We start from the raw sequence: 22,777 nt of genomic DNA, 5'->3' as shown, positions 1-22,777 counted from the left end.
GACCTGACGGCAGATTAGGCCTCATAGATGTTAACTCAGCGGTTTGGCGTTTTGCTGTACAAAGCGTGCAATGTCCCGCGCAGGGCGAGCCCCAGCCAGACGAGCCACCTCTTTGCCGCCTTGATACAAAATCAATGCAGGGATGCCGCGAATGTTGTTCTTTTGGGATACGACAGGAAAGTCCTGTGTGTTGATTTTAGCAAAGCGCGCACGGCCTTTTAAAGCAATCGCAGCCTTGGCAAAATCAGGGGCCATCTGGCGGCACGGTCCACACCACGGGGCCCAAAAATCCACCAACAAAGGCATGTCATCCAGCTTGGCGGCCTTTGCCAAAGACGTTGGGTTCAACTCAGCGACTTTATCGCTGACCAGCGCTCCACCACATGTCCCACATTTAGGTGATGAAATCAACTTTTCAGCGGGCACACGATTGGCCTGTCCACATTTGAGGCAAGCAATTTTAACGGGGTAACTCATCGTGTGATCCACTTGAAATTCAGCCTACTGAATATATCGCCCCATGCAGGGTAAAATTCAAGGCCCCGATCCAACGATCAGGGCCCAAAATTAGTCAGCAGCTTCAACGTAGTTTTCAATCGGCGGACATTGGCAGATCAAATTGCGATCACCATGCACATTGTCGATGCGCCCAACAGGAGGCCAGTATTTGTCGACGCGGAACGATCCGGGAGGAAAACAACCCTGTTCACGGCTGTAAGGCCGATCCCAATCCGCAACCAAATCATTGACCGTATGCGGTGCATGTTTCAACGGATTGTTGTCCACTGGCAGCTCACCGCTTTCAATCTGAGCAATCTCTGAACGGATCGACAACATAGCCTCAATAAAGCGATCCAACTCAGCTTTGGTCTCAGATTCAGTTGGCTCAATCATCAAAGTGCCAGCAACGGGAAAAGACATGGTGGGCGGGTGAAATCCGCTGTCCATCAGGCGCTTGGCAATATCATCAACGTTGACATCCACACTGTCATCAAAGGCCCGTGGGTCGATGATACATTCATGGGCCACACGTCCCTGCTTGCCCTTGTAAAGCACAGGAAAAGCAGCATCCAAACGCGCAGCAATATAGTTGGCATTCAAGATCGCAGCCTTTGTCGCCTGCGCCAATCCTTTACCCCCCATAAGCATGCAGTATGCCCAAGAGATCGGCAGGATCGATGCAGACCCATAAGGTGCTGCAGAAACTGGCCCAGTTTCGCCACCCGTTTCAGGATGCCCAGGCAAAAAGCGTTCAAGGTGCGCTTTCACTCCAATCGGTCCCATGCCGGGGCCACCGCCACCATGCGGAATGCAAAAGGTTTTGTGCAGGTTCAAGTGGCTCACATCTGATCCAATTTCACCCGGCTTGGCCAAGCCAACCATCGCATTCAAATTTGCACCATCAAGATACACCTGACCGCCAAATTCGTGGGTGATGTTGCACACCTCTTTGACCGATTCCTCGAACACGCCGTGGGTGGATGGGTAGGTGATCATACACGCTGCCAGCTTGTCGCCTGCTGCTTGCGCTTTGGCACGGAAATCATCGATATCGATGTCGCCATTTTCAGCCGTTTTAACCACAACCACCTTCATACCACACATGTGTGCAGAAGCAGGATTGGTGCCATGTGCAGAACGCGGGATCAAGCAGATATCGCGACCGCCCTGCCCGTTGGATCGGTGATAGGCCATAATAGCCAACAGGCCCGCGTACTCGCCTTGAGCGCCCGAATTTGGCTGCATAGACATGGCGTCATAGCCTGTGATTTCGCACAGTTTGGCTGACAAATCTTTGATCATCTCAGCATAGCCAGTTGACTGATCAACAGGCGCAAAGGGGTGGATCATGTTGAATTCAGGCCATGTGACAGGCATCATTTCCACAGCCGCGTTCAGCTTCATCGTGCATGACCCCAGTGGGATCATCGTGCGATCCAGCGCCAAATCTCGATCAGCCAAACGACGCATGTAACGCATCATTTCGCCTTCGGCACGGTTCATGCCAAAGATCGGATGGGTCAGATAATCACTGCTGCGGATCAGCGTATCGTCAAAGCCCAAAGCCGTTGGTTCAGTGCCCGCTTCGGCCTCATGCCCAAAGGCACGCCAGACTTTTGCAATGATTTCAGCGTCGACCATTTCATCAACAGAAATGCCGATTTTGTCAGCGCCGACAGCGCGCAAGTTGATGCCCTCAGCCACGGCAGATCGCAAGATCACACCTTGCATCGGGCCCACATCGACGGTGAAAGTGTCGTAGAAATTGTCTGGTGCAATTTTAAAGCCTGATGCTTTTAAACCTTCCGCCAAACGTACTGCATTGAAATGGATGCGTTCACCAATGGCACGCAGCCCTTGTGGGCCGTGGAACACAGCATAAAACGACGCCATCACAGCCAGCAAAGCTTGCGCCGTACAGACATTTGAGGTCGCTTTCTCGCGGCGGATGTGTTGCTCGCGGGTTTGCAGTGACAATCGGTACGCCCGTCCGCCATTGGCATCAACAGACACACCAACAATGCGTCCCGGCATAGAGCGTTTCATCGCGTCTTTGCACGACATAAACGCAGCATGCGGCCCGCCAAATCCCATAGGAACGCCAAAACGCTGCGCGGATCCGACAGCAATATCGGCATCCATTGCACCCGGATCTTTGAGCAGCGTCAATGCCATCAAATCAGTCGCCATAATAGCAACAGCTTTGGCCGCGTGCAGAGTTTCGATGTCTGCCGTATAATCACGCACATTGCCATCGGAGCCCGGATATTGGAAAATCGCGCCAAACACCTTGCTGGCATCCATGTCTTTTGGATCGCCAATGATCACGTCGATATCGAGCGGCGCAGCGCGGGTTTTCATCACTTCGATGTTCTGCGGATGGCAGTTCTCATCGATGAAAAACCCCTTGGCTTTGGATTTAGAAACACGCTGCGCCATGGTCATAGCTTCCGCACAGGCAGAGGATTCATCCAGCAAAGATGCGTTGGCAACGGGAAGACCCGTCATGTCCGACACCATGGTTTGGTAGTTCAAAAGCGCTTCTAGACGGCCTTGGGCGATCTCGGGTTGGTAGGGTGTGTAGGCCGTATACCAAGCTGGATTTTCCAAGATATTGCGCTGGATCGCGGGGGGCGTCGCGGTGCCGTAATACCCCTGCCCGATCAACGATGTCATAACCTTGTTTTTGCCAGCGACTTTGCGCATTGCATCCAACACTTCGTGTTCGGTCATTGGGCCCCAGCTGAGCGGTTCAAGTTGGCGAATGCCCATGGGCACAGTTTGATCAATCAGCGCATCCAAAGAGGACGCACCAATCACATCCAGCATGTCTTTCATCTCTTGAGGCGATGGACCAATGTGGCGGCGATTGGCAAAATCATAAGGATTATAAGTAGATGGGGTATAGGCCACGGAACGTTCCTTGTATGCGAGCTAGCACAGGGCATGCAGCAAAAGGGCCAAACCGCAGCTGCGTTTTGACCCCGAAAATGTTAGCCGATAAGGGCTTTGTATTCGGCTTCTGACATGAAGTCATCGAGCACAGACAGGTCTTCGATCTTCATCTTAAAGAACCAAGCATCGCCGATTGCGTCCTCATTCACTTTGGATGGTTCATCCACAAGCAAGCTGTTCACTTCAACAATTTCGCCATCAAGTGGTGCCAAAATATCTGAAGCTGCTTTGACGCTTTCAATGACACAAATCTCTTCGTCTTTGGTCACTGTAATGCCTTCATCAGGCAATTCGATAAACACAACATCGCCAAGCTGCGCGGCGGCGTGTTCGGTGATGCCAACGACAACCAGATCGTCTTCAACGCGGAGCCATTCGTGTTCTTCAGTGAATTTCATAGGTCTGTTCCTTGGAGTGTTTTAGCGTTTGTATGTTGAGGGGCGAAACGGCATGGGCGCGACAGTCACGGGCAATCGCTTGCCGCGCAGTTCTGCGAAAATCTCGGTGCCGTCTTGTGAAAACTTTGTTGGGACATAGCCCATAGCAATCGGGCGCTCGACCGAGGGGCCAAAACCGCCAGATGTGATTGCGCCGATCTGATCTGTGCTATCGACCGTGGCGAACAAAGGCGTGCCTTCGCGCATCGGCGCGCGGCCTTGGGGCAAAAGCCCAACCCGCAATTTATCCGCGCCATTGTCAAATTCAGAAAGAATGCGGTCTGCACCGGGGAAACCGCCAGCACGCGCGCCGCCCGTTTTACGGATGCCTTGGATCGCCCAAGCGATGTTGCCCTGAACGGGCGACGTGGTGGTGTCGATGTCGTGACCGTACAGGCACAGACCCGCTTCAAGCCGCAAACTGTCGCGCGCGCCAAGACCGATCAATTCAACCTCATCCATCGCCTCCAATTGCGCGGCGACATCAGTGGCGATATCTGCAGGGATAGAAATTTCAAACCCATCTTCGCCAGTGTAACCAGAGCGCGAAATCCACCATTCAACGCCGTTCACATCGACACGGTGACTGTCCATAAACCGCATGGACGTGACGTGCGGCACGAGGCGCGCAAGGGCGTCTTCGGCTTTGGGGCCTTGCAATGCCAGCAATGCACGATCGGTGATTTCCGTGACGGTCACGTGGTCTGGCAGATTGGCTTGCATATGCGCGATGTCTTGGGCTTTGCAGGCAGCATTGACCACTAGAAACAAATGGTCACCCGTGTTGGCAATCATCAAATCATCCAAAATGCCGCCAGTGTCGTTGGTGAAAATCCCGTAGCGTTGACGATCGGCTTTCAGACCAGCAACAGAGACAGGCACCAAAGTTTCCAGCGCCAACATCGCGCCCTCAAGCCCTTGCGATGACTTCAATTCCACCTGCCCCATGTGCGAAACGTCAAACAGGCCTGCAGATGTACGCGTTTGCAAGTGTTCTTTCATCACGCCAGCGGGGTATTGCACGGGCATATCATAGCCTGCGAAAGGCACCATTTTGCCGCCATGGGCCACGTGAAAATCGTAAAGGGGCGTGCGCTGTAGATCCGTCATCTTGTCCTTTCCAAGCGCGCAATCCGCACGCCGAGCATCAAAACCGGAAAATCCCGGCACCACGACAAAGCAATCCTTTGCCTGATGCCCCCTCTGTCCTTGCGCCTGAGATCGTTATCCCTTCGGCGGGCGTATCCACGCCACTCTCCAGAGTTTTATGATCTTCGAAGGTCCGTTTGCCTGAGAGTTTACCGGGGCGGTTGCTCCTTCGGCACGGGTACACAAACTGTATGCCCCGTTCTCCCAACGAAGATGTTGAAAATACGTTATGCGAGGCAACTGATTCAGGCAAGAGGCCCCACACTAAGAATGTTATGGGCTGCATAAAAAACCCGCCAAAGCGCATAGGCTTGGCGGGTTTTCAAACACTCAAATTGATCTGCGCTTACAAAGCGGGCGCTTTTTGCAACAGTGGCATCACGTTGGACATGTCTGGCCCACGTTCCAACCCTGTGACGGCTTTACGCAGCGGCATAAACAACCCTTTGCCTTTACGGCCAGTTGCGTCTTTCACAGCTGTTGTCCACTCTTTCCAAGTGTCCTGCGTGTAGGGCGGCTGGGGCATCATGGCGAAAGCCTCAGCCACGAAATCTTTGTCTTCGTCGGCAACAAGCGGCGTTGCGCCATCGCGGAACAGCGTCCACCAGCCAGCCATGTCAGCTTTCACAGTGATGTTTTCACGCACAACACTCCAAAACAATTCGGCTTTGTCAGCAGGCACACCCAAGGCGGAAATCTCGTCTGCCACATCGGCGAATGGCCGCGCGATGTTCACTTGAGCCGTCAATGGGAACAAATCTTTTTCGTCGAACTTTGTCGGAGCAGAACCAAAGGTCGAAATGTCGAACCCTTCGATCAGTTCTTGCATAGTAGAACGCACTTCGACAGGTTGCGACGACCCTGTGCGGGCCATCAAAGACATCAGCGCCATTGGTTCGATCCCTTGTGCGCGCAAATCACGCAAAGACAAAACACCAAGACGCTTGGACAATGCTTCGCCTTGTGAGCCTGTCAGCAAAGAGTGGTGCGCAAATGTTGGCACTGTGCCGCCCAAAGCCTTGATGATTTGGATTTGAGTCGCAGTATTTGTCACGTGGTCAGAGCCGCGCACAACATGGGTGATGCCATAGTCGATATCGTCGCACACAGATGCTGGCGTGTACAAAAATTGCCCATCCGCTTTGACCAAAACCGGATCAGAAACAGAAGCGCAATCAATAGAAATATCGCCCAAGATGCCGTCAGTCCACTCGACACGCTCAAGATCAAGCTTGAAGCGCCAGTGACCATCACCGCGTTCCGCACGCAGCGCGTCTTTTTCAGCATCCGTCAGGTTCAAACCCGCGCGGTCATACACAGGCGGCTTGCCCATGTTGAGTTGTTTTTTACGCTTGAGATCAAGCTCTACTGGCGTCTCGAAACATTCGTACAAACGCCCCGCAGCTTTCAAATCTTCCATCGCGGCATTGTAACGGTCCAAGCGATCAGACTGACGCTCTGTACGATCCCACGTCAGGCCAAGCCATGTCAGATCTTCTTTCAAAGCGTCAATGTATTCTTGTTTTGAACGCACAGGATCGGTGTCATCGATGCGCAAAATAAACTGACCGCCAGCTTTGCGTGTGATCAGGTAATTGAAAAGCGCCGTGCGAAGGTTGCCGACGTGGATATAGCCTGTGGGGCTTGGTGCAAAACGTGTGACGGTCATGGTGATCTCCTGTTGCGCTTGCTCTTTCATATTGTGGCCAAAGAGTCCATATGTGAGCGCGCGCATACCGCATGACACATGAACGCGCACCGCCGCATTGGAGCCAGACATGACAGCCAACTTAATGAACGCCACCGCCCCTGACCTGGACATGATCGAACAGATCGCGCTCGCGACGATTGCGCAATTGCCCGCAGCGCACCGCGTGTTGGCCGCCTCAATTGGTGTCACAGTGATGGATTTTGTGCCCGAAGATTTGATGGCTGAAATCGGACTGGATGATCCATTTGCGCTGACGGGGCTTTATACAGGCATTCCGATGCCCGAAAAATCAACCATGGATCAGGCCACAACCCCCGACACAATATGGTTATTTCGCCGCCCTATCTTGGACGAATGGTGTCTGCGCGGCGACGTGACGTTGCTGCAAATGGTCGCCCATGTCACCGTTCACGAATTGGCGCATCACTTTGGGTGGTCAGATGATGACATCGCCAAAATCGACAAATGGTGGGAATACTAGGCGCTTTGCGCCAGTTGCTTTTGCCCAGCCGCAATCGCCAAGCCATCGACCACGGCGGTAAAGGCCTCTGACTTGATCGACCGCGCATTTGGGATCACATCTTTTATCGCGTCTGGTACGATCGACATCAAACTGGTGCCGCCGACATAAACGACAGCGCCGATGGCATCAGCTTTCACGCCGGCCAATTTTAATGTCTCGGTCGTGGCCTCTGAAAGCTCAGTTTTGAACCGCGCCAAAGACGCGCTCATCGAAACCTCATCCAAAGATGCGCTTAGACCTTTTTCAACAAGCCCAAGTTCAATCACACCCTGCCCATCTGTGTTGACCGCGATTTTACCCGCTTCAACGGCAAAGGCCACATCATGGCCCAGCTCGGCTTCGATCACTTCAAACAAGCGCGCAAGTTTGTCTGGCTCAACAGCATGACGCTGCAAATCTTTCACCAAACGTTCGGTGTCTTTGGTGTAAAGAAACGGTATTTTTTGCCACGTGGCCAAGTCGTTGAACAACGTCGCAGGCACGGGCAATAGCCCATCTGCCAAAGCACGGCGCACTTGGGTGCCAGCGCCAAACAACGGCATCACATGGTCCAGCGACAAAGCGCGATCCAAATGCGTTCCGCCAAGCCGCACACCGTAAGAGGCCAAAACATCAGCCTTGCCATCAGATTTGCGAAACACTGTGAAATCTGACGTACCGCCGCCGATATCCACGACCAAGCCAATCTCGCCCGCCGCCAAATCTTGCGCGGCCAAAGCGGCTGCTTCGGGTTCGGGCAGAAAGTCGATGTGCTTGAAACCAGCGCGCGTGTAAGCTTCGGTCAGGTCAATCAACGCCTGCGCATTGGCTTTATCGTTTTGGGAATGAAATCGCACAGGGCGACCGGACACAACGCCTGTCACAGACTGGCGCACTTGCGCTTCGGTGCGCAGGCGCAGTTCTGATAGGAATTGAGTGATCACATCCAAAAGGCTTTGTCGCTTGGGGCCAATCATCCGCGCTTCGCGCAGCAAAGGTGTGCCCAAAACTGATTTCAAAGCGCGCATATAGCGGCCTTCATCGCCGGAAATCAAAGCACGGTTGGCAGCAGATCCAAGACGCAAATTGCCCCGTGCATCGAAAAACACTGCCGTGGGCAATGTCTTTGATCCCTCTTCGATATCCACAAGCCAAGGCTGACCATTCACAGCCAAGCCAACCGCAGAGTTGGAGGTTCCGAAATCAATACCAACGGTCAGCTCCATGGGGCGCTCCTAAGACAGAAAAACGCTGTCCTAGCCAAGACGCCGCAAGGGTGCAAGACCCCGCGTGACGCCTTGGGCCAAATTTAGAGAAAAGCCTAAAGTCTGATCCCTCACGCAGCGCCCCATGACAGCCGTGCTCAGTCGGTGTCACGCCAGCGGTTTGCAATCGGGTAACGCCGATCCAACCAAAATGCGCGCGGTGTCAGGCGCGTCCCTGGGGCAGATTGGAAACGCTTGTATTCAGAAATATAAAGCAGATGTTCAACACGTTTCACCGTAGCCTGCTCAAACCCTGCATCGACCAATTCGGCGACGCTTTGTTCATGATCCACCAGCCCTTCAAGAATGGCATCCAGCACCTCATAAGGCGGCAAACTGTCGTCATCACGTTGATCGGGGCGCAACTCAGCTGACGGTGGTTTGTCGATGATCGACACAGGAATCACTTCACCCGCAGCCCCCATCATCCAAGGGCGATGATTGGCATTGCGCCAGCGACATTGTTCGAACACGCGGGTTTTATACATGTCTTTGATCGGATTGTAGCCGCCGTTCATGTCGCCATAGATCGTGCAATAGCCCACGGCCACTTCGGATTTGTTGCCGGTGGTCAAAAGCATTTCGCCAAATTTATTAGACAAAGCCATCAACAAAAGACCGCGCAGACGCGATTGCACGTTTTCTTCTGTGGTGTCTTCTTTGAAGCCTTCAAACAACGGCGCTAGCGTATCAGTGATCGCGTCACGCCCCGCTTTGATCGGCACAAAATCATAGTGACAGCCCAAACGATTGGCGATGTCTTTGGCGTCATCCAGCGAGCTTTGGGATGTGTATTCACTTGGCAACATCACACAGCGCACGTTTTCAGGGCCCAAAGCATCGGCGGCAATCGTCGCGACAATCGCGGAATCAATCCCGCCAGACAGACCAAGTAGCACCTTTTTGAAACCAGTTTTGCGCATATAGTCCCGCAGGCTTTCGACCATGGCGCGGTAATCTTGTTCCCACTCATCAGGATGATGCGTGATGTCACCGCTTTCGGCGACCCAGCCTTCATCGGTTTTAACGAAATCCACATGACGCAGATGTTCATCGAACACAGGCAATTGATGCGCAATTTTACCGTGACGGTTGAGCACGAATGAGCCGCCATCAAACACCTGATCGTCTTGGCCGCCAACCATGTTTAAATAGACCAGCGGCAAATTGGTTTCTGTCACGCGGGCAACCATATGCGCCAAACGGCGATTGTATTTGTTGCGGTAATAAGGAGACCCATTGGGAACAAGCAAGATTTCAGCACCCGTTTCCGCCAAAGCCTCAGACACATCAGGATGCCACGCATCTTCGCAAATCGGCGTTCCAATGCGGATAGGGCCAACACGGTACGGTCCATGTACATCACCGCTTTCAAACAAACGCACTTCATCAAACACGGTTTCATTAGGTCGATGATGTTTCAAAACGACGGTCTGCACCTTGCCTTTGGCCAAAATCCAATAGCCATTGTACAGCTTATCACCATACGCATAAGGTCCGCCGATCCCAATCGCAGGACCATCTTCGGTGAGCGGCGCAAGCGCTTTGATTGCACGCATGGCATGGGCCGAAAACGCAGGCTTCATCACTAAATCTTGAGTTTGATACCCCGTCGAAAACATCTCGGGAAAGGCGATCATATCTGCGCCAGCGGCCTGCGCTTTGGCGTAAGCGGCACGCGCAGCATCGCAATTGGCGTCAATCGCGCCAACAGTAGGGTTCAATTGGGCCAGTGTCAGGCGGAAGGTATCAGTCATATCGCGGACCTTTCAGACTTTGAAGAAGGTTTAGCAGACTGAGCAGCAAGGGAAAGCCGATCCCGACAAAAACATTTGCACGCACAGACGAGACTGCTAGGTTACCGCCAACAGTTGGCCGCTCAAGGCCATATATTTAGGGCCGTTGGATGGCAGTGTCGCTGGCAGCTCACCGCAATAGGAAAACCAAAGTGACCAATTTCAAACTTAGCGTCGCCTTGTGCGTGGCAACCAGCCTTGCAATCCCGATGGCCCTTTTGGCCCAAGATGGCAAAGTCCAAACCCGTCAATATGACGAAGGCGGCATCTACGAGGGCACCTTTACAGACGGTCAGCAAGACGGCACAGGCACCTACAGCTTGCCCAACGGCTTTGAATACACCGGCGACTGGGTCATGGGCGAAATCAAAGGCCAAGGCGTCGCACGCTACCCCGATGGATCGGTCTATGAGGGTGCCTTTGAACAGGGCAAACAGCACGGATTTGGCAAAATCACCTATGCAGATGGTGGCACATACGAGGGCGATTGGGAAAACGGCGCGATCACCGGATCAGGCGCTGCGGTTTATGCCAGTGGCATCACCTATGAAGGCGGTTTCCTAGCCAACAACCATCACGGCATGGGCCGCTTGGAAAGCCCAACTGGGTATGTCTATGAAGGCGCTTGGGTGAATGGCGTCAAAGAAGGCAAAGGCACGATCACCTACCCCGAAGGCGCGACATACGTGGGCATGATGGCCCGCGATGACCGCCACGGCATGGGCGTTTTGACCCTCGCAGACGGTTTGATCCTAAACTGCCAATGGGTGACAGGCCAATGCAACGGCGAAGGCACGATCACCCAGCCCAATGGCGATGTCTACACGGGGATGTTGGTCGGTGGCAAACGCCAAGGCACAGGCAAAGTCGTTTACGGCAACGGTGATGTCTACTCCGGCGATTTTGACGACGACAAACGTCATGGCACAGGAACATTCACTGGCACTGATGGCTATCTCTACACAGGCGCATGGGCCAATGGGCGCATCGAAGGCATCGGGCAAGTGACCTATCCTGACGGATCGGTCTATGTCGGTGAATTCTTGAATGACCTCGCCCACGGCACAGGCAAAATCACCTATCCTGGCGGAACCACTTATGAAGGCGCGTGGAAAGATGGCGTGATCGACGGTATGGGCCGCGCGGAATACGCCAACGGGCTGGTCTATGAAGGCATGTTTAAGAACGCGCAAAACCACGGCAAAGGCAAGATGACTTACACCGATGGGTTCGTCTATGACGGGGACTGGATCAATGGCCAACGCGAAGGCAAAGGCATGGCGACCTACGCCGATGGCACGACCTATCAGGGCGACTTTGCCAAAGGTAAACGAGACGGTACAGGCACATTGATCATGCCAACTGGTTATAAATATGTCGGCGAATGGAAAGACGGCGAAATCAACGGGCGCGGGATCGCAACCTATGAAAATGGTGACATCTATGATGGCTTGTTTGAAGGCGGCAAACGTCACGGACGCGGCTCGATCACTTATGCGTCAGGGGAAACTGCGTCAGGCGATTGGTCTGAGGGCGCTTTGATCACCAAGACTGAACCGGAAACACCTGCATCCGACACTGCCGCGCAATAGCGGCTATTTCAGGCGCGCTCACAGATCACCAGACCACAGGGGCCCCGCGCCAATCAAAAAAATTCCCTGTGTCTGAGGGCGTCATCCCATCCAAAACAGCAAGCATGTTGTGCGCCGCGTCTTGTGCGCCAACAGTCTTGTTGTTGCCTTGATGCTGAGCTGTGAATGGCGTCGCCACAGTGCCCGGATGATAGGCAATAATGCACGACAGCTTGTGGGACCGCGACAGTTCAATTGCAGCGGAATGTACCACTTGGTTTGTCGCAGCCTTGGCAGCCCGATAGCTGTACCATCCGCCCATTTTGTTGTCCCCAATTGATCCAACCCGTGCGCTTAAAACAGCCACAGTACAAGGCCTGTCTTTTGGCAAAAGGCGCGGCAGTTGGCGCAAAATCAGAGCAGGGCCGATGGTGTTGACGGCAAACTGATCGGCCATCGCGTCATAGGTCAACGCTTTGAGTGATTTTTCAGGTTTGCGCCCTGCGCCGTCCAATTGCCCTGTCGCAACAATCACCAAATCAAACTGGCCCGACACGGCCGCGAACACAGCTTCAATACTTTCAGGGTTACGCAAATCTAGCCCATGTGTGCTGCGAGACACCCCTACCACATCGACGCCCCGCTTGCCCAAAGCGCTTGCCACGGCACTGCCAATGCCACCCGTATGTCCGATTATGAGTGCTCGCATTTGCATTTCCTTTTTTATGACTACGTATGAAATCGAAAAAAGTTCACATTTTGGGGTTTTCTTTACGGGTTCCGTGATTATAGTCGCGTCCATGTTGATGACTGATCATAAAACGACCTCTGACCGCGCACCACTTGCGCGCAGCCGTCGTGCGCTCCTACTTCTTAGCTGCTTCTGAGCGTGCCTTTGGCGCGACGCTCAGAAGTGACATTTGCGCCAGATCACACATATCCAACCACCCAAAGCTAAGATTATCGAGAGTATTCCTATGACATCTGTATCCGACAAAAACCGCGTTCTGATTTTTGACACCACACTGCGCGATGGCGAACAATCTCCGGGCGCCACAATGTCCCACAATGAAAAACTCGAAATCGCCAGCCTTTTGGATGAAATGGGCGTCGATATTATCGAAGCCGGTTTTCCGATTGCTTCACAAGGCGACTTTGATGCCGTGTCTGAAATCGCCAAGAATTCGAAAAACTCTGTCATTTGTGGCTTGGCACGCGCCAGCTTTGGCGACATTGATCGTTGCATGGAGGCGGTGAAACACGCAGCCCAACCGCGCATTCACACCTTTATCGGCACATCGCCCCTGCACCGCGACATTACTGCGCTGACGATGGATGAGATGGCGGACAAAATCCACGAGACCGTCACCCATGCGCGCAATCTGTGTGACAATGTGCAATGGTCACCGATGGATGCGATCCGCACGGAACATGATTACCTGTGCCGCACCGTTGAAATCGCGATCAAAGCGGGTGCGACGACAATCAACATCCCTGACACCGTAGGCTACACCATTCCGCGTGAAAGCTCTGACATCATCAAGATGCTTTTGGAACGCGTCCCTGGTGCTGATGACATCATTTTCGCCACCCATTGTCACAACGATCTGGGCATGGCGACAGCCAACTCTTTGGCCGCTGTTGAAGCTGGGGCACGCCAAATCGAATGTACGATTAACGGTCTGGGCGAACGCGCGGGCAATACAGCACTGGAAGAGGTCGTGATGGCGCTCAAAGTGCGCAACGACATCATGCCGTACAACACCAAAATCGACACCACCAAGATCATGAACATCTCGCGTCGTGTGTCTCAGGTGTCTGGTTTTGTCGTGCAACCGAACAAAGCCATCGTGGGTAAAAACGCTTTCGCGCATGAATCTGGCATTCACCAAGACGGCATGCTGAAAAATGCCGAAACGTTTGAGATTATGCGCCCTGCCGATGTGGGCCTGTCAGGCACATCGCTGCCATTGGGCAAACATTCTGGCCGCGCCGCTTTGCGTGCGAAATTGGAAGAACTGGGTTACGAGCTGGGCGACAACCAGTTGAAAGACGTATTTGTACGCTTCAAAGAACTGGCAGATCGCAAGAAAGAAGTGCTTGACGATGATGTCGTCGCGTTGATGCAAGACACAGGGTCTGAGAGTCAAAACGAGTACATCAAGATCAAACATCTGCGTGTAGTTTGCGGATCAGAAGCCCCTCAAACTGCTGATATTATCCTTGAAATCGACGGCGAGGAAAAGCACTGCACAGCGCAAGGCGACGGGCCTGTGGATGCAGCTTTCAAGGCCATCAAAGAGCTGTACCCAACTCAAGCGCGTTTGCAAATCTACCAAGTGAATGCGGTGACCGAAGGCACAGATGCGCAAGCGACAGTTTCCGTGCGTTTGGAAGAAGACGGGCGCATCGCAACGGGGCAAAGTTCAGACACAGATACGGTGTTTGCCTCAGCAAAAGCCTATGTGAACGCGGTCAATCGTTTGATCGTCCGTCGGACCAAATCAGCCCCCGGCGCGGACACCAAAGAAGTCAGCTACAAAGACGCGGGCTAATCACCTCACTCAAATGTGACAGGGCGTGCAAAATTGCGCGCCCTTTTGCGTTCTAGCCGCCCCCCCGTATGGCGCAAAGCCCAATCCGCGTACCAAAGCCAGAATAAACCTGCCGATTTGGGTTATATCACTCATTCTAAAGTTCACACAAACGTCCAATGTCGGTGCTCAAACAGCGAGACTTTGCCTTACACCCCGCTCCCCCCTTTCCCACGGGCCGCGTGCGCCCTATAAGCGCCTCTATGGTGGGATTCTCCCCTTTGTGGGTTTGACGGAGATTGAGCAGACTATGGCATTATTTAAGGGACTTTTTTCTGCTGATATGGCGATTGACCTAGGGACAGCGAACACGCTGGTCTACGTCAAGGGCAAAGGCATTATCTTAAACGAGCCATCAGTCGTGGCCTATCACGTCAAAGACGGGCGCAAACAAGTTTTGGCCGTAGGCGAAGATGCAAAACACATGCTTGGTAAAACACCAGGGTCTATCGAAGCCATCCGCCCGATGCGCGATGGTGTGATTGCTGACTTTGACACAGCCGAAGAAATGATCAAACATTTCATCCGCAAAGTGCACCGCCGTACATTATTTCCCAAACCCAAAATCATCGTCTGTGTGCCTCATGGCGCGACGCCTGTTGAAAAACGTGCGATCCGCAATTCGGTTCTCTCAGCAGGCGCTGGCCGCGCTGGTTTGATCGCAGAACCGATTGCAGCCGCCATTGGCGCGGGCATGCCGATCACTGATCCGACTGGCAACATGGTTGTCGACATTGGCGGCGGCACCACCGAGGTGGCTGTGCTTTCGCTTGGCGACATCGTGTATGCGCGTTCTGTGCGTGTCGGTGGTGATCGCATGGATGACGCCATCATCGCCTATTTGCGCCGCCAGCAAAACTTGCTCATCGGCGAAGGCACGGCAGAACGGATCAAGACCACAGTCGGTACAGCGCGGATGCCCGATGATGGACGCGGCGCGGCCATGACCATTCGAGGCCGCGATCTGTTGAACGGTGTGCCAAAAGAAATCGAAATTTCACAAGCCCAAGTGGCCGAAGCTTTGTCCGAGCCTGTACAGCAAATTTGCGAAGCTGTGATGGCCGCACTGGAAACCACGCCACCCGATTTGGCCGCAGACATTGTGGACCGTGGTGTGATGTTGACCGGGGGTGGTGCTTTGCTGGCCGATCTTGATTTGGCTTTGCGCGAGCAAACCGGCCTGTCTATCTCGGTCGCAGATGAGCCGCTCAATTGTGTGGCTTTGGGCACAGGCAAAGCGTTGGAGTATGAAAAACAACTCCGTCATGTGATTGATTACGATAGCTGATCGCCTGCCGCGCGCGCACTTCGCGCTATCGCCTGCGATCCTTAAAGGGTCAGAGTAACCGTGGCAAAAGACACATCTGATGACTTCATCCGCCCATTGCGCAGACTTTTGTCTGCGCTTTTGGTGTTTGTGCTTTTTGGTATCTTTGTTCTTTGGCGTATAGACAGCCCTCGGGTCGAACGTATACGGGCACAAATGGTTGACCGTATTGTGCCATCCTTTGAATGGGCTCTCCTGCCCGTGACAAAGACCGTGGATATGGTCGAGAATTTCCAAAGCTACAGCCGTATTTACGAACAAAACCAAGAGTTGCGCCGCGAACTGCGCCAGATGCAAGCATGGAAAGAAGCCGCCCTGCAGCTGGAACAAAAAAACGCCAAGCTTTTGGATCTCAACAATGTGCAACTTGACCCCAAATACACCTATATAACGGGGGTTGTGATGGCCGACAGCGGGTCGCCTTTTCGCCAATCTGTGCTTTTGAATGTCGGATCGCGAGATGGCATCGTTGATGGCTGGGCGACGATGGACGGGATCGGACTTGTCGGGCGCATTTCTGGACTGGGCGCGAACACGGCCCGCGTTGTTTTGCTAACAGACAGCAATTCGCGCTTGCCCGTCACCATTCAGCCCTCTGGGCAACGTGCTATTTTGTCCGGCAACAATACAGCCCGCCCGCCGCTTGAGTTTATTGAAAGTCCGGAATTGGTCCGCCCCGGTGACAGGGTTGTGTCCTCGGGCGATGGCGGGATTTTCCCACCCGGTTTGTTGATTGGCCAAGTGGCCCTTGGGCCAGATCGCAGATTGCGCGTGGTTTTGGCCGCCGACTATGAGCGGCTTGATTATTTGCGGGTTTTGCGCAGCCTGAAAGGCGAACGGATCGTTGACCCGGGGTCGCTCATCTTGCCCAATGCGCCGATTACATCCCCCGTTACCCCCGACGCAGGTACGCCAACTGAGGCAGAGACCGCGGCGGAGGGCACCGATGATTGAACCTCGGGTCGTCAAAAACTGGCTGTATCGCGGTGGCTTTGCGCTGGTCTTTATGACCGTGCTGTTCTTTTCCATTTTGCCGCTTGAAGTGGGTTCAGGGCGTTGGCCCGGCCCTGATCTGGTACTTGCCTTTGCTTTTGCTTGGGTGCTGCGCCGTCCGTCTTATGTGCCCCTTTTCTGGGTGGGCTGTCTCTTTTTAATTGGCGATTTTGTTTACATGCGGCCGCCCGGTCTTTGGGCCGGCTTGAGCGTGCTTGCCCTAGAATTCTTGCGCGACCGCGAAGGCACGTCGCGCGACATGCCTTTTTTGGTCGAGTGGGCCACCGTGGGCGTTGTGATGCTTGGGCTTGCCGTGCTTTACCGCCTGACTTTGGGTATTTTCATGGTCGAGCAAACTTCACTTGGTTTGGTAATTTTACAGCAGATATCCACATTTTGCGCCTATCCTTTCGTCGTGTTGATTTCGGTAAAACTTATGGGAGTGACGAAAATTTCCACTGCCGAAGCTGAGTTGATTGGACAAACCCGATGAGACGTTCCCCCGCAGACACCGCTGAAAGCGCAAAAAAACTCACGCGACGTACGCTGTTTTTAGGCGGGTCGCAGCTTGTCTTTATGGGCGCTTTGGGGTTGCGCATGCGCTATATGCAGGTGGATCAAGCAGAAGAGTTCCGGCTTTTGGCCGATGAAAACCGTCTAAAAATCCATCTTTTACCCCCTGCACGCGGATTGATTTACGACCGCTCAGGCACCGTGATTGCCGAAAATGAACAAACCTTTCGGATCGTGATCCGTAAAGAGGATGCAAGCCAACTGGATATGGTTCTGGCCGAGCTTGAGACGTTGATTGGCTTAACCCAAGACGACCAAGATCGCGTCCGCAAGGAACTTAAAAATGCGGGGCCTTCTGCACCTGTAACCATTTTAGACCGTCTCACATGGGAAGCTTTTTCCACTGTGGCGGCCAATGCCCCCGCGTTGCCGGGCGTGTCGCCCGAGGTTGGCCTGTCTCGTGATTATCCTCTCAAAGACGATTTTGCCCATCTCATTGGGTATGTCGGCCCCGTGTCGAGTTATGATCTATCGCGTATGGATCACATTGATCCCTTAATGCGCATTCCCAAATTTCCCATCGGCAAGTCCGGTGTGGAAAAAATGATGGAAGACACGTTGCGCGGCAATGCTGGCACGGTGCGGGTTGAACAAAACGTACACGGTCGGATCATTCGCGAGCTTGAACGCAAAGAAGGGATCGCAGGCAACAATCTGCAATTGACCCTTGATCACCAGTTGCAAAACTTTGTGCAAGCGCGGCTTGCTGGCGAAAGCGCATCAGCGGTCATTATGGATGTCGAAACAGGCGATATTTTGGCCGCAGGATCAACACCCGCCTTTGACCCAAATCTGTTTGTGCGCGGTATTTCTATCATCAATTACAATGCCTTGCTTGAAAACATTTATAGACCCTTGCCATCGAAGTCTGTCCAAGGTGCCTATCCACCCGGTTCAACCTTTAAAATGGTGACCGCGCTGGCCGCGTTGGAAGCGGGCGTTGTGACCCCTGATGAAACAGTGCGCTGCATGGGCCATACAGAGGTCGGCGGCCGCCGGTTTCACTGTTGGAAAAGAGCGGGGCACGGCAACATCAATCTCACTGGCTCGCTCAGACATTCTTGCGACGTCTATTACTACGAAATGGCCCAACGTGCGGGCATTGAAAATATTGCCGCAATGGGTCGAAGACTGGGCTTGGGCGAAGAATACGATCTGCCGCTTCCTGGCATGTCGTCGGGTTTGATGCCCGACAAACAATGGAAACGTGACAATCGCGGTGCGGATTGGGTGATCGGTGACAGTTTGAATGCGTCAATTGGCCAAGGCTTTGTGCTGACAACGCCAATGCAGCTTGCCGTGATGACATCTCGATTGGCAACAGGGCGTGAAATTGTTCCGCGCCTGATCAAATCCATTGATGGGGTAGAACAGCCAATCAAAAGCGGCGGGCCGTTAAATATCAACGAAAATATGCTTAGGTCCGTGCGCCAAGGCATGTATGAAGTATCCAACAGTAATCGCGGGACGGCCTATAGTTCGCGCATCGTTACAGATGGAATGCGGCTGGCGGGCAAGACGGGCACCAGTCAAACGCGCAACGCTGTTGTGAACAACAAAAACGTCCCTTGGGAAGAACGCGACCACGCGCTTTTTGTGGCCTTTGCCCCCCATGATGCACCTAAATACGCTGTGTCTGTGGTGATTGAACATGGCGGCGGCGGATCAACGGCCGCAGCCCCTGTTGCGCGCGATTTGATGCTTTTTGCCCTGCATGGCGCGGTGCCACCTTTGGCCTCATATCCGCAATCGCAGCGCGGGACGATCAAGACGCTTCTTGATGCCTTGCCACTGCGCACGGATGGCGACAATGCCACAAAAAGGAGCAATGCGTGAGCTATTTAGAGCACAATCTCAAGACCGTCCCCACAGGCCTGTCAAAAATTTTGTTCGTGAATTGGGCTTTGGTTGTTCTTTTAACAGCGGTGGCCTGCATCGGTTTTATCATGCTCTATTCCAATGCTGGCGGCGCGTTCAATCCATGGGCTGCCCCGCAAATGAAACGGTTCGGTGTGGGTTTGGGATTGATGCTGATGATCGGCATGGTGCCCATTTGGTTTTGGCGCAATATGGCGGGCGTGGGCTATGTGTTGTCGCTGGTCTTGCTGCTTGTGGTCGAATTTTTCGGTGATGTCGGCATGGGCGCCCAGCGCTGGATCGATCTTGGCTTTATGCGATTGCAACCGTCAGAGTTGATGAAAATCACACTCGTGATGCTGCTTGCAGGCTATTATGACTGGCTGGACATCAAAAAAGTATCACACCCTTTGTGGGTGGCGATCCCTGTGTTTTTGATCTTGCTGCCCACGGCTTTGGTGCTCAAACAACCCGATCTTGGCACCTCGCTTTTGCTGGTGTTCGGTGGCGCAATTGTGATGTTTGCTGCAGGTGTCAGTTGGTGGTATTTTGGCGCGATTGCCGCCATGGGCGGCACGTTGGTGACCTTTGTCTTTTCCTCACGCGGCACGCCGTGGCAATTGTTGAAAGACTATCAATACCGCCGCATCGACACCTTTCTTGATCCGTCAAGCGATCCATTGGGCGCGGGGTATCACATCACACAATCCAAAATCGCCTTGGGGTCGGGCGGCTGGACAGGGCGCGGATTTATGCAAGGCACACAGTCGCGATTGAACTTTTTACCAGAAAAACACACCGACTTCATTTTCACCACGCTCGCCGAAGAGTTTGGCTTTTTAGGCGGTATTTCACTACTCATGCTCTACGCGGGGATCGTGATCTTTTGTTTGATTTCCGCGATGAACAACAAAGATCGCTTTGGTGCTTTGGTGACCATTGGTATCGCGGCCACGTTCTTTTTGTTTTTCGCTGTTAACATGTCGATGGTGATGGGCCTTGCGCCGGTTGTGGGCGTACCGTTGCCTATGGTGTCCTATGGTGGGTCCGCCATGCTGGTGTTGATGGTCGCCTTTGGCATCGTGCAATCGGCGCACATCCACCGTCCACGTACAAAATCCTAACACTTGAGGCACAGCATGACGTTGAACATTCTTTTCTCTGCACCACCGAAACTTTGGGACAGATACAAAGGCGCACTGCACCAAGCGCTTACAGAGTGTGGTATTGAGGCGCAGGTCAGCCCCGACATGCCTGCGCAAGACACCGATTATATTGTCTATGCCCCGAACCCATCTTTAACGGATTTCACCCCCTTCACGCGCACAAAAGCTGTTTTAAGTTTGTGGGCTGGGGTCGAAACCATTGTATCAAACACCACTTTAACGCAGCCCTTGTGCCGTATGGTCGATGACGGATTGCAGTTGGGCATGACCGAATGGGTTGTCGGGCATGTCATGCGGCACCATCTGGGGATGGACCGCCACATTCACGGGTTGCGCGGCGTGTGGGATCAAACCACGCCACCGTTGGCGCGCGACCGACATATCACAATTTTGGGTTTGGGCATGCTTGGGGCCGCAGCAGCGCAGGCTTTGGCGCAGTTGGGATTTAACGTCACGGGGTGGTCACGCAGCGCCAAGACGATCCAAGGCATCACGTGTGAACATGGTCCTGACGGATTGCAGCGCGCGCTGGCGACCGCAGAAATTTGTGTGCTATTGCTACCAAACACCATGGCAACACAAAACACTCTCAACGCGCAAACTTTGGCGCTGATGCCCAAAGGCGCGGTGATCCTAAATCCGGGGCGTGGAGCGTTGATTGATGATGATGCGCTTTTGTCAGCCTTGGACACAGGCCAGATTGGCCATGCCACGCTGGATGTATTTCGCATCGAACCTTTGCCCCAAGATCACCCGTTTTGGCACCGCCCTAACGTCACGGTCACGCCGCATATTGCAGCAGAAACGCGGGCTGATACCGCATCTCAAGTGATCGCAGACAATATAAAACGCGGCGAGACAGGCCAGCCATTGCGGCATCTTGTTGACCGCACCACGGGCTATTAACTCCACTGGTTATTAAACTCAACCGCGTTGATTTTGCACGACTTTAAACTTAGCGTAAAATAGGCGGTTTGTTCGGATCCATTCCGGGGGCAGACGGGCCAGTGGACTGCGATTCTGGTACTGGCAAATCAAAGCGCAATCCGTGCCGCGCAAGCTTTGCACACATCGGATCACTTGGTGCGAAAAACGCCACATCCAAAGCGCCCGCCTCAATACCTGAAAAGGTCAGCGATTCCGCGACCAGTTGCGCCAGCGCGCCTTCAGACCCTGGCATGTGATCGACATAGGCCAAAAGATGTGATTTCGCGCCGCCTTCATAAGTGACGCCCGCCAAGTAAGCGACCCGTGCAAGCCCCCCTGCAATCGCGAGCTTTGCATCCAAAGCCGTGATCAATTGTTCGGGCAAGCCATGCGGCGGAGTGATTTCTTCGGGTTTGGCTTCGGCTTCGGTGGGGGCATGCGCCAACGTGTCTTTGAGCCAATCCATAGCCTCGGGCGGCAGCAACAGTTCCGAGGGCGCAACCGTCAGGTTCACCCCTAAACCAATGCCCTGCCCCGCAAGCATCTGCGCCAACACACGACCAGACAAAGCGGCATAGGGCGCAGAGCCCGCAAATTCTGCCAAGCGTTGCTCGCGGTCAAACACCAAAACGTAGTTTTGATCCTCGACTGGGAACACGCGCGGTTCAATCGGTCCATCCCCTATCGGTTCAGCGTCTAACAGCAAAAACAACTCGCCATCCGCCAGACGTTCAAAAAATCGCAAGCGCTGTGCGTCGTCGTTGGGGGCGGCTTCCATCGCGGCGTGGGCCAGATCAATGGGGGTGGCATCAGATGGTATTTGGTCAGTCATAAAAGCTCCTCAACCCGCTGACGTAAGCTCGGTAGCAACTCGGCCTCGAACCACGGGTGTTTCTTAATCCAACCCGTATTGCGCCACGATGGATGAGGCAAGGGAAAGGCGCGCGGAGCATAAGTTTTCCATGCGGCCACTGTGTCTGTCAGGTTTGTCTTTGCCCCCAGATGATACTTTTGCGCAAACAGCCCAACAGGCAGCACCAATTGCACATGCGGCAAAGACTGCATCACCTGAGCATGCCATGTCGCACGGCACAGAGGCGGTGGCGGCAGGTCTGATCCCTTGGTGTCATAGCCGGGAAAACAAAACGCCATCGGCACAATCGCAATACGGTTTTGATCATAAAATGTATCTTCGTCCACCCCAAGCCATACCCGCAACCTATCGCCGGATCGATCCACAAAAGGGCGTCCGCTGGGATGGGCTTGCACCCGCGCGCCCGGAGCTTGACCTGCGATCAAAATACGCGCGGTCGGCTGAAACCACGGCACTGGTCGTGGCGCATGCGCCGTCTGCGTGGCGGCAAAGCGACCCGCACATAAGGTACAGTTTTGTATGTCTTGAAGCAGTTGCATCACAGGTAAATTAGGTCAAAATCATCAAAATACCAAGCGA

The 22,777-nt window shown here is 53.7% G+C and carries 19 protein-coding genes and 1 riboswitch; of the genes, 9 read left to right on the top strand and 10 right to left on the bottom strand.

Annotated elements, in window-relative coordinates; translation table 11 throughout:
• Positions 1 to 30: 30 nt before the first annotated feature.
• The 5 genes from BM025_RS05780 to gltX all read right to left on the bottom strand — a co-directional run bounded on the left by BM025_RS05780 (position 31) and on the right by gltX (position 6,711).
• The gene (locus BM025_RS05780; RefSeq protein WP_085848723.1) at positions 31 to 477 is read right to left on the bottom strand and encodes a thioredoxin family protein; all 447 of its coding nucleotides are present in this window, start codon (positions 475 to 477) and stop codon (positions 31 to 33) included.
• Positions 478 to 567: 90 nt separating this feature from the next.
• Positions 568 to 3,414, bottom strand: coding sequence for an aminomethyl-transferring glycine dehydrogenase (gene gcvP / locus BM025_RS05775; protein WP_085848722.1), 2,847 nt, complete (start codon positions 3,412 to 3,414; stop codon positions 568 to 570).
• 80 nt (positions 3,415 to 3,494) lie between these two features.
• A complete protein-coding gene (gene gcvH, locus BM025_RS05770; RefSeq protein WP_085848721.1) occupies positions 3,495 to 3,854 on the bottom strand; it encodes a glycine cleavage system protein GcvH in 360 nt (119 codons plus the stop codon).
• A 21-nt stretch (positions 3,855 to 3,875) separates the two neighbouring features.
• Complete coding sequence (gene gcvT, locus BM025_RS05765) at positions 3,876 to 5,003, bottom strand: glycine cleavage system aminomethyltransferase GcvT (protein WP_085848975.1); 1,128 nt, start codon at positions 5,001 to 5,003, stop codon at positions 3,876 to 3,878.
• Between the two features lie 158 nt (positions 5,004 to 5,161).
• A riboswitch (glycine riboswitch) is annotated at positions 5,162 to 5,259 on the bottom strand.
• A gap of 129 nt (positions 5,260 to 5,388) precedes the next feature.
• On the bottom strand, positions 5,389 to 6,711 hold the full coding sequence (gltX, locus tag BM025_RS05760) for a glutamate--tRNA ligase (RefSeq protein ID WP_085848972.1): 1,323 nt from the start codon (positions 6,709 to 6,711) through the stop codon (positions 5,389 to 5,391).
• Between the two features lie 109 nt (positions 6,712 to 6,820).
• Between gltX and BM025_RS05755 the strand changes: the two genes are divergently transcribed.
• Positions 6,821 to 7,234 (top strand): metallopeptidase family protein, encoded by a 414-nt coding sequence (locus tag BM025_RS05755; RefSeq protein WP_085848720.1) that lies wholly within the window; start codon positions 6,821 to 6,823, stop codon positions 7,232 to 7,234.
• Here BM025_RS05755 and BM025_RS05750 read toward each other — a convergent pair.
• Together BM025_RS05750 and BM025_RS05745 are read right to left on the bottom strand one after the other, a co-directional pair.
• Positions 7,231 to 8,481 carry an Hsp70 family protein gene (locus BM025_RS05750; protein ID WP_085848718.1) on the bottom strand — a complete coding sequence of 417 codons (1,251 nt, stop codon included), beginning with the start codon at positions 8,479 to 8,481 and terminating at the stop codon, positions 7,231 to 7,233. The two genes, BM025_RS05755 and BM025_RS05750, sit on opposite strands and share 4 nt — an antisense overlap.
• Positions 8,482 to 8,618: 137 nt before the next feature.
• On the bottom strand, positions 8,619 to 10,277 hold the full coding sequence (locus BM025_RS05745) for an NAD+ synthase (protein WP_085848716.1): 1,659 nt from the start codon (positions 10,275 to 10,277) through the stop codon (positions 8,619 to 8,621).
• A gap of 248 nt (positions 10,278 to 10,525) precedes the next feature.
• Between BM025_RS05745 and BM025_RS05740 the strand changes: the two genes are divergently transcribed.
• Entirely contained in the window at positions 10,526 to 11,908 is a 1,383-nt protein-coding gene (locus BM025_RS05740; protein ID WP_090875286.1) for an MORN repeat-containing protein, read from the top strand.
• A 25-nt stretch (positions 11,909 to 11,933) separates the two neighbouring features.
• Here BM025_RS05740 and BM025_RS05735 read toward each other — a convergent pair whose 3' ends face one another.
• Entirely contained in the window at positions 11,934 to 12,596 is a 663-nt protein-coding gene (locus BM025_RS05735; RefSeq protein ID WP_306455983.1) for an SDR family NAD(P)-dependent oxidoreductase, read from the bottom strand.
• Between the two features lie 268 nt (positions 12,597 to 12,864).
• Between BM025_RS05735 and BM025_RS05730 the strand changes: the two genes are divergently transcribed.
• The 7 genes from BM025_RS05730 to BM025_RS05700 all read left to right on the top strand — a co-directional run bounded on the left by BM025_RS05730 (position 12,865) and on the right by BM025_RS05700 (position 21,303).
• Complete coding sequence (locus tag BM025_RS05730) at positions 12,865 to 14,442, top strand: 2-isopropylmalate synthase (protein ID WP_085848710.1); 1,578 nt, start codon at positions 12,865 to 12,867, stop codon at positions 14,440 to 14,442.
• Between the two features lie 289 nt (positions 14,443 to 14,731).
• A complete protein-coding gene (locus tag BM025_RS05725; RefSeq protein WP_085848708.1) occupies positions 14,732 to 15,769 on the top strand; it encodes a rod shape-determining protein in 1,038 nt (345 codons plus the stop codon).
• 60 nt (positions 15,770 to 15,829) lie between these two features.
• The gene (mreC, locus tag BM025_RS05720) at positions 15,830 to 16,762 is read left to right on the top strand and encodes a rod shape-determining protein MreC (protein ID WP_085848706.1); all 933 of its coding nucleotides are present in this window, start codon (positions 15,830 to 15,832) and stop codon (positions 16,760 to 16,762) included.
• Positions 16,755 to 17,294 (top strand): rod shape-determining protein MreD, encoded by a 540-nt coding sequence (locus BM025_RS05715; RefSeq protein WP_085848704.1) that lies wholly within the window; start codon positions 16,755 to 16,757, stop codon positions 17,292 to 17,294. Before mreC ends, BM025_RS05715 begins: the two co-directional genes overlap by 8 nt.
• Positions 17,291 to 19,210 carry a penicillin-binding protein 2 gene (mrdA, locus tag BM025_RS05710; protein ID WP_085848702.1) on the top strand — a complete coding sequence of 640 codons (1,920 nt, stop codon included), beginning with the start codon at positions 17,291 to 17,293 and terminating at the stop codon, positions 19,208 to 19,210. The genes BM025_RS05715 and mrdA overlap by 4 nt, the downstream gene beginning before the upstream one ends.
• Positions 19,207 to 20,355 (top strand): rod shape-determining protein RodA, encoded by a 1,149-nt coding sequence (gene rodA / locus BM025_RS05705; RefSeq protein ID WP_085848699.1) that lies wholly within the window; start codon positions 19,207 to 19,209, stop codon positions 20,353 to 20,355. The genes mrdA and rodA overlap by 4 nt, the downstream gene beginning before the upstream one ends.
• A gap of 15 nt (positions 20,356 to 20,370) precedes the next feature.
• Positions 20,371 to 21,303, top strand: a complete 933-nt coding sequence (locus BM025_RS05700; RefSeq protein WP_085848696.1) for a 2-hydroxyacid dehydrogenase — start codon at positions 20,371 to 20,373, stop codon at positions 21,301 to 21,303.
• 49 nt (positions 21,304 to 21,352) lie between these two features.
• On the opposite strand, the gene BM025_RS05695 is transcribed toward BM025_RS05700, so the two are convergent.
• Both BM025_RS05695 and BM025_RS05690 read right to left on the bottom strand, forming a co-directional pair.
• Positions 21,353 to 22,156 (bottom strand): SseB family protein, encoded by an 804-nt coding sequence (locus BM025_RS05695; RefSeq protein WP_085848694.1) that lies wholly within the window; start codon positions 22,154 to 22,156, stop codon positions 21,353 to 21,355.
• Positions 22,153 to 22,737: a uracil-DNA glycosylase family protein gene (locus BM025_RS05690; RefSeq protein ID WP_085848676.1), complete on the bottom strand. Its 585-nt coding sequence runs from the start codon at positions 22,735 to 22,737 to the stop codon at positions 22,153 to 22,155. The genes BM025_RS05695 and BM025_RS05690 overlap by 4 nt, the downstream gene beginning before the upstream one ends.
• Positions 22,738 to 22,777 lie beyond the last annotated feature (40 nt).

The organism is Pacificibacter marinus, assembly GCF_900109555.1.
Classification (GTDB): Bacteria; Pseudomonadota; Alphaproteobacteria; order Rhodobacterales; family Rhodobacteraceae; genus Celeribacter; species Celeribacter marinus_C.
Note: the sequence above shows the minus strand (reverse complement) of the source record. Positions and strands in the feature narration are given on the sequence as shown.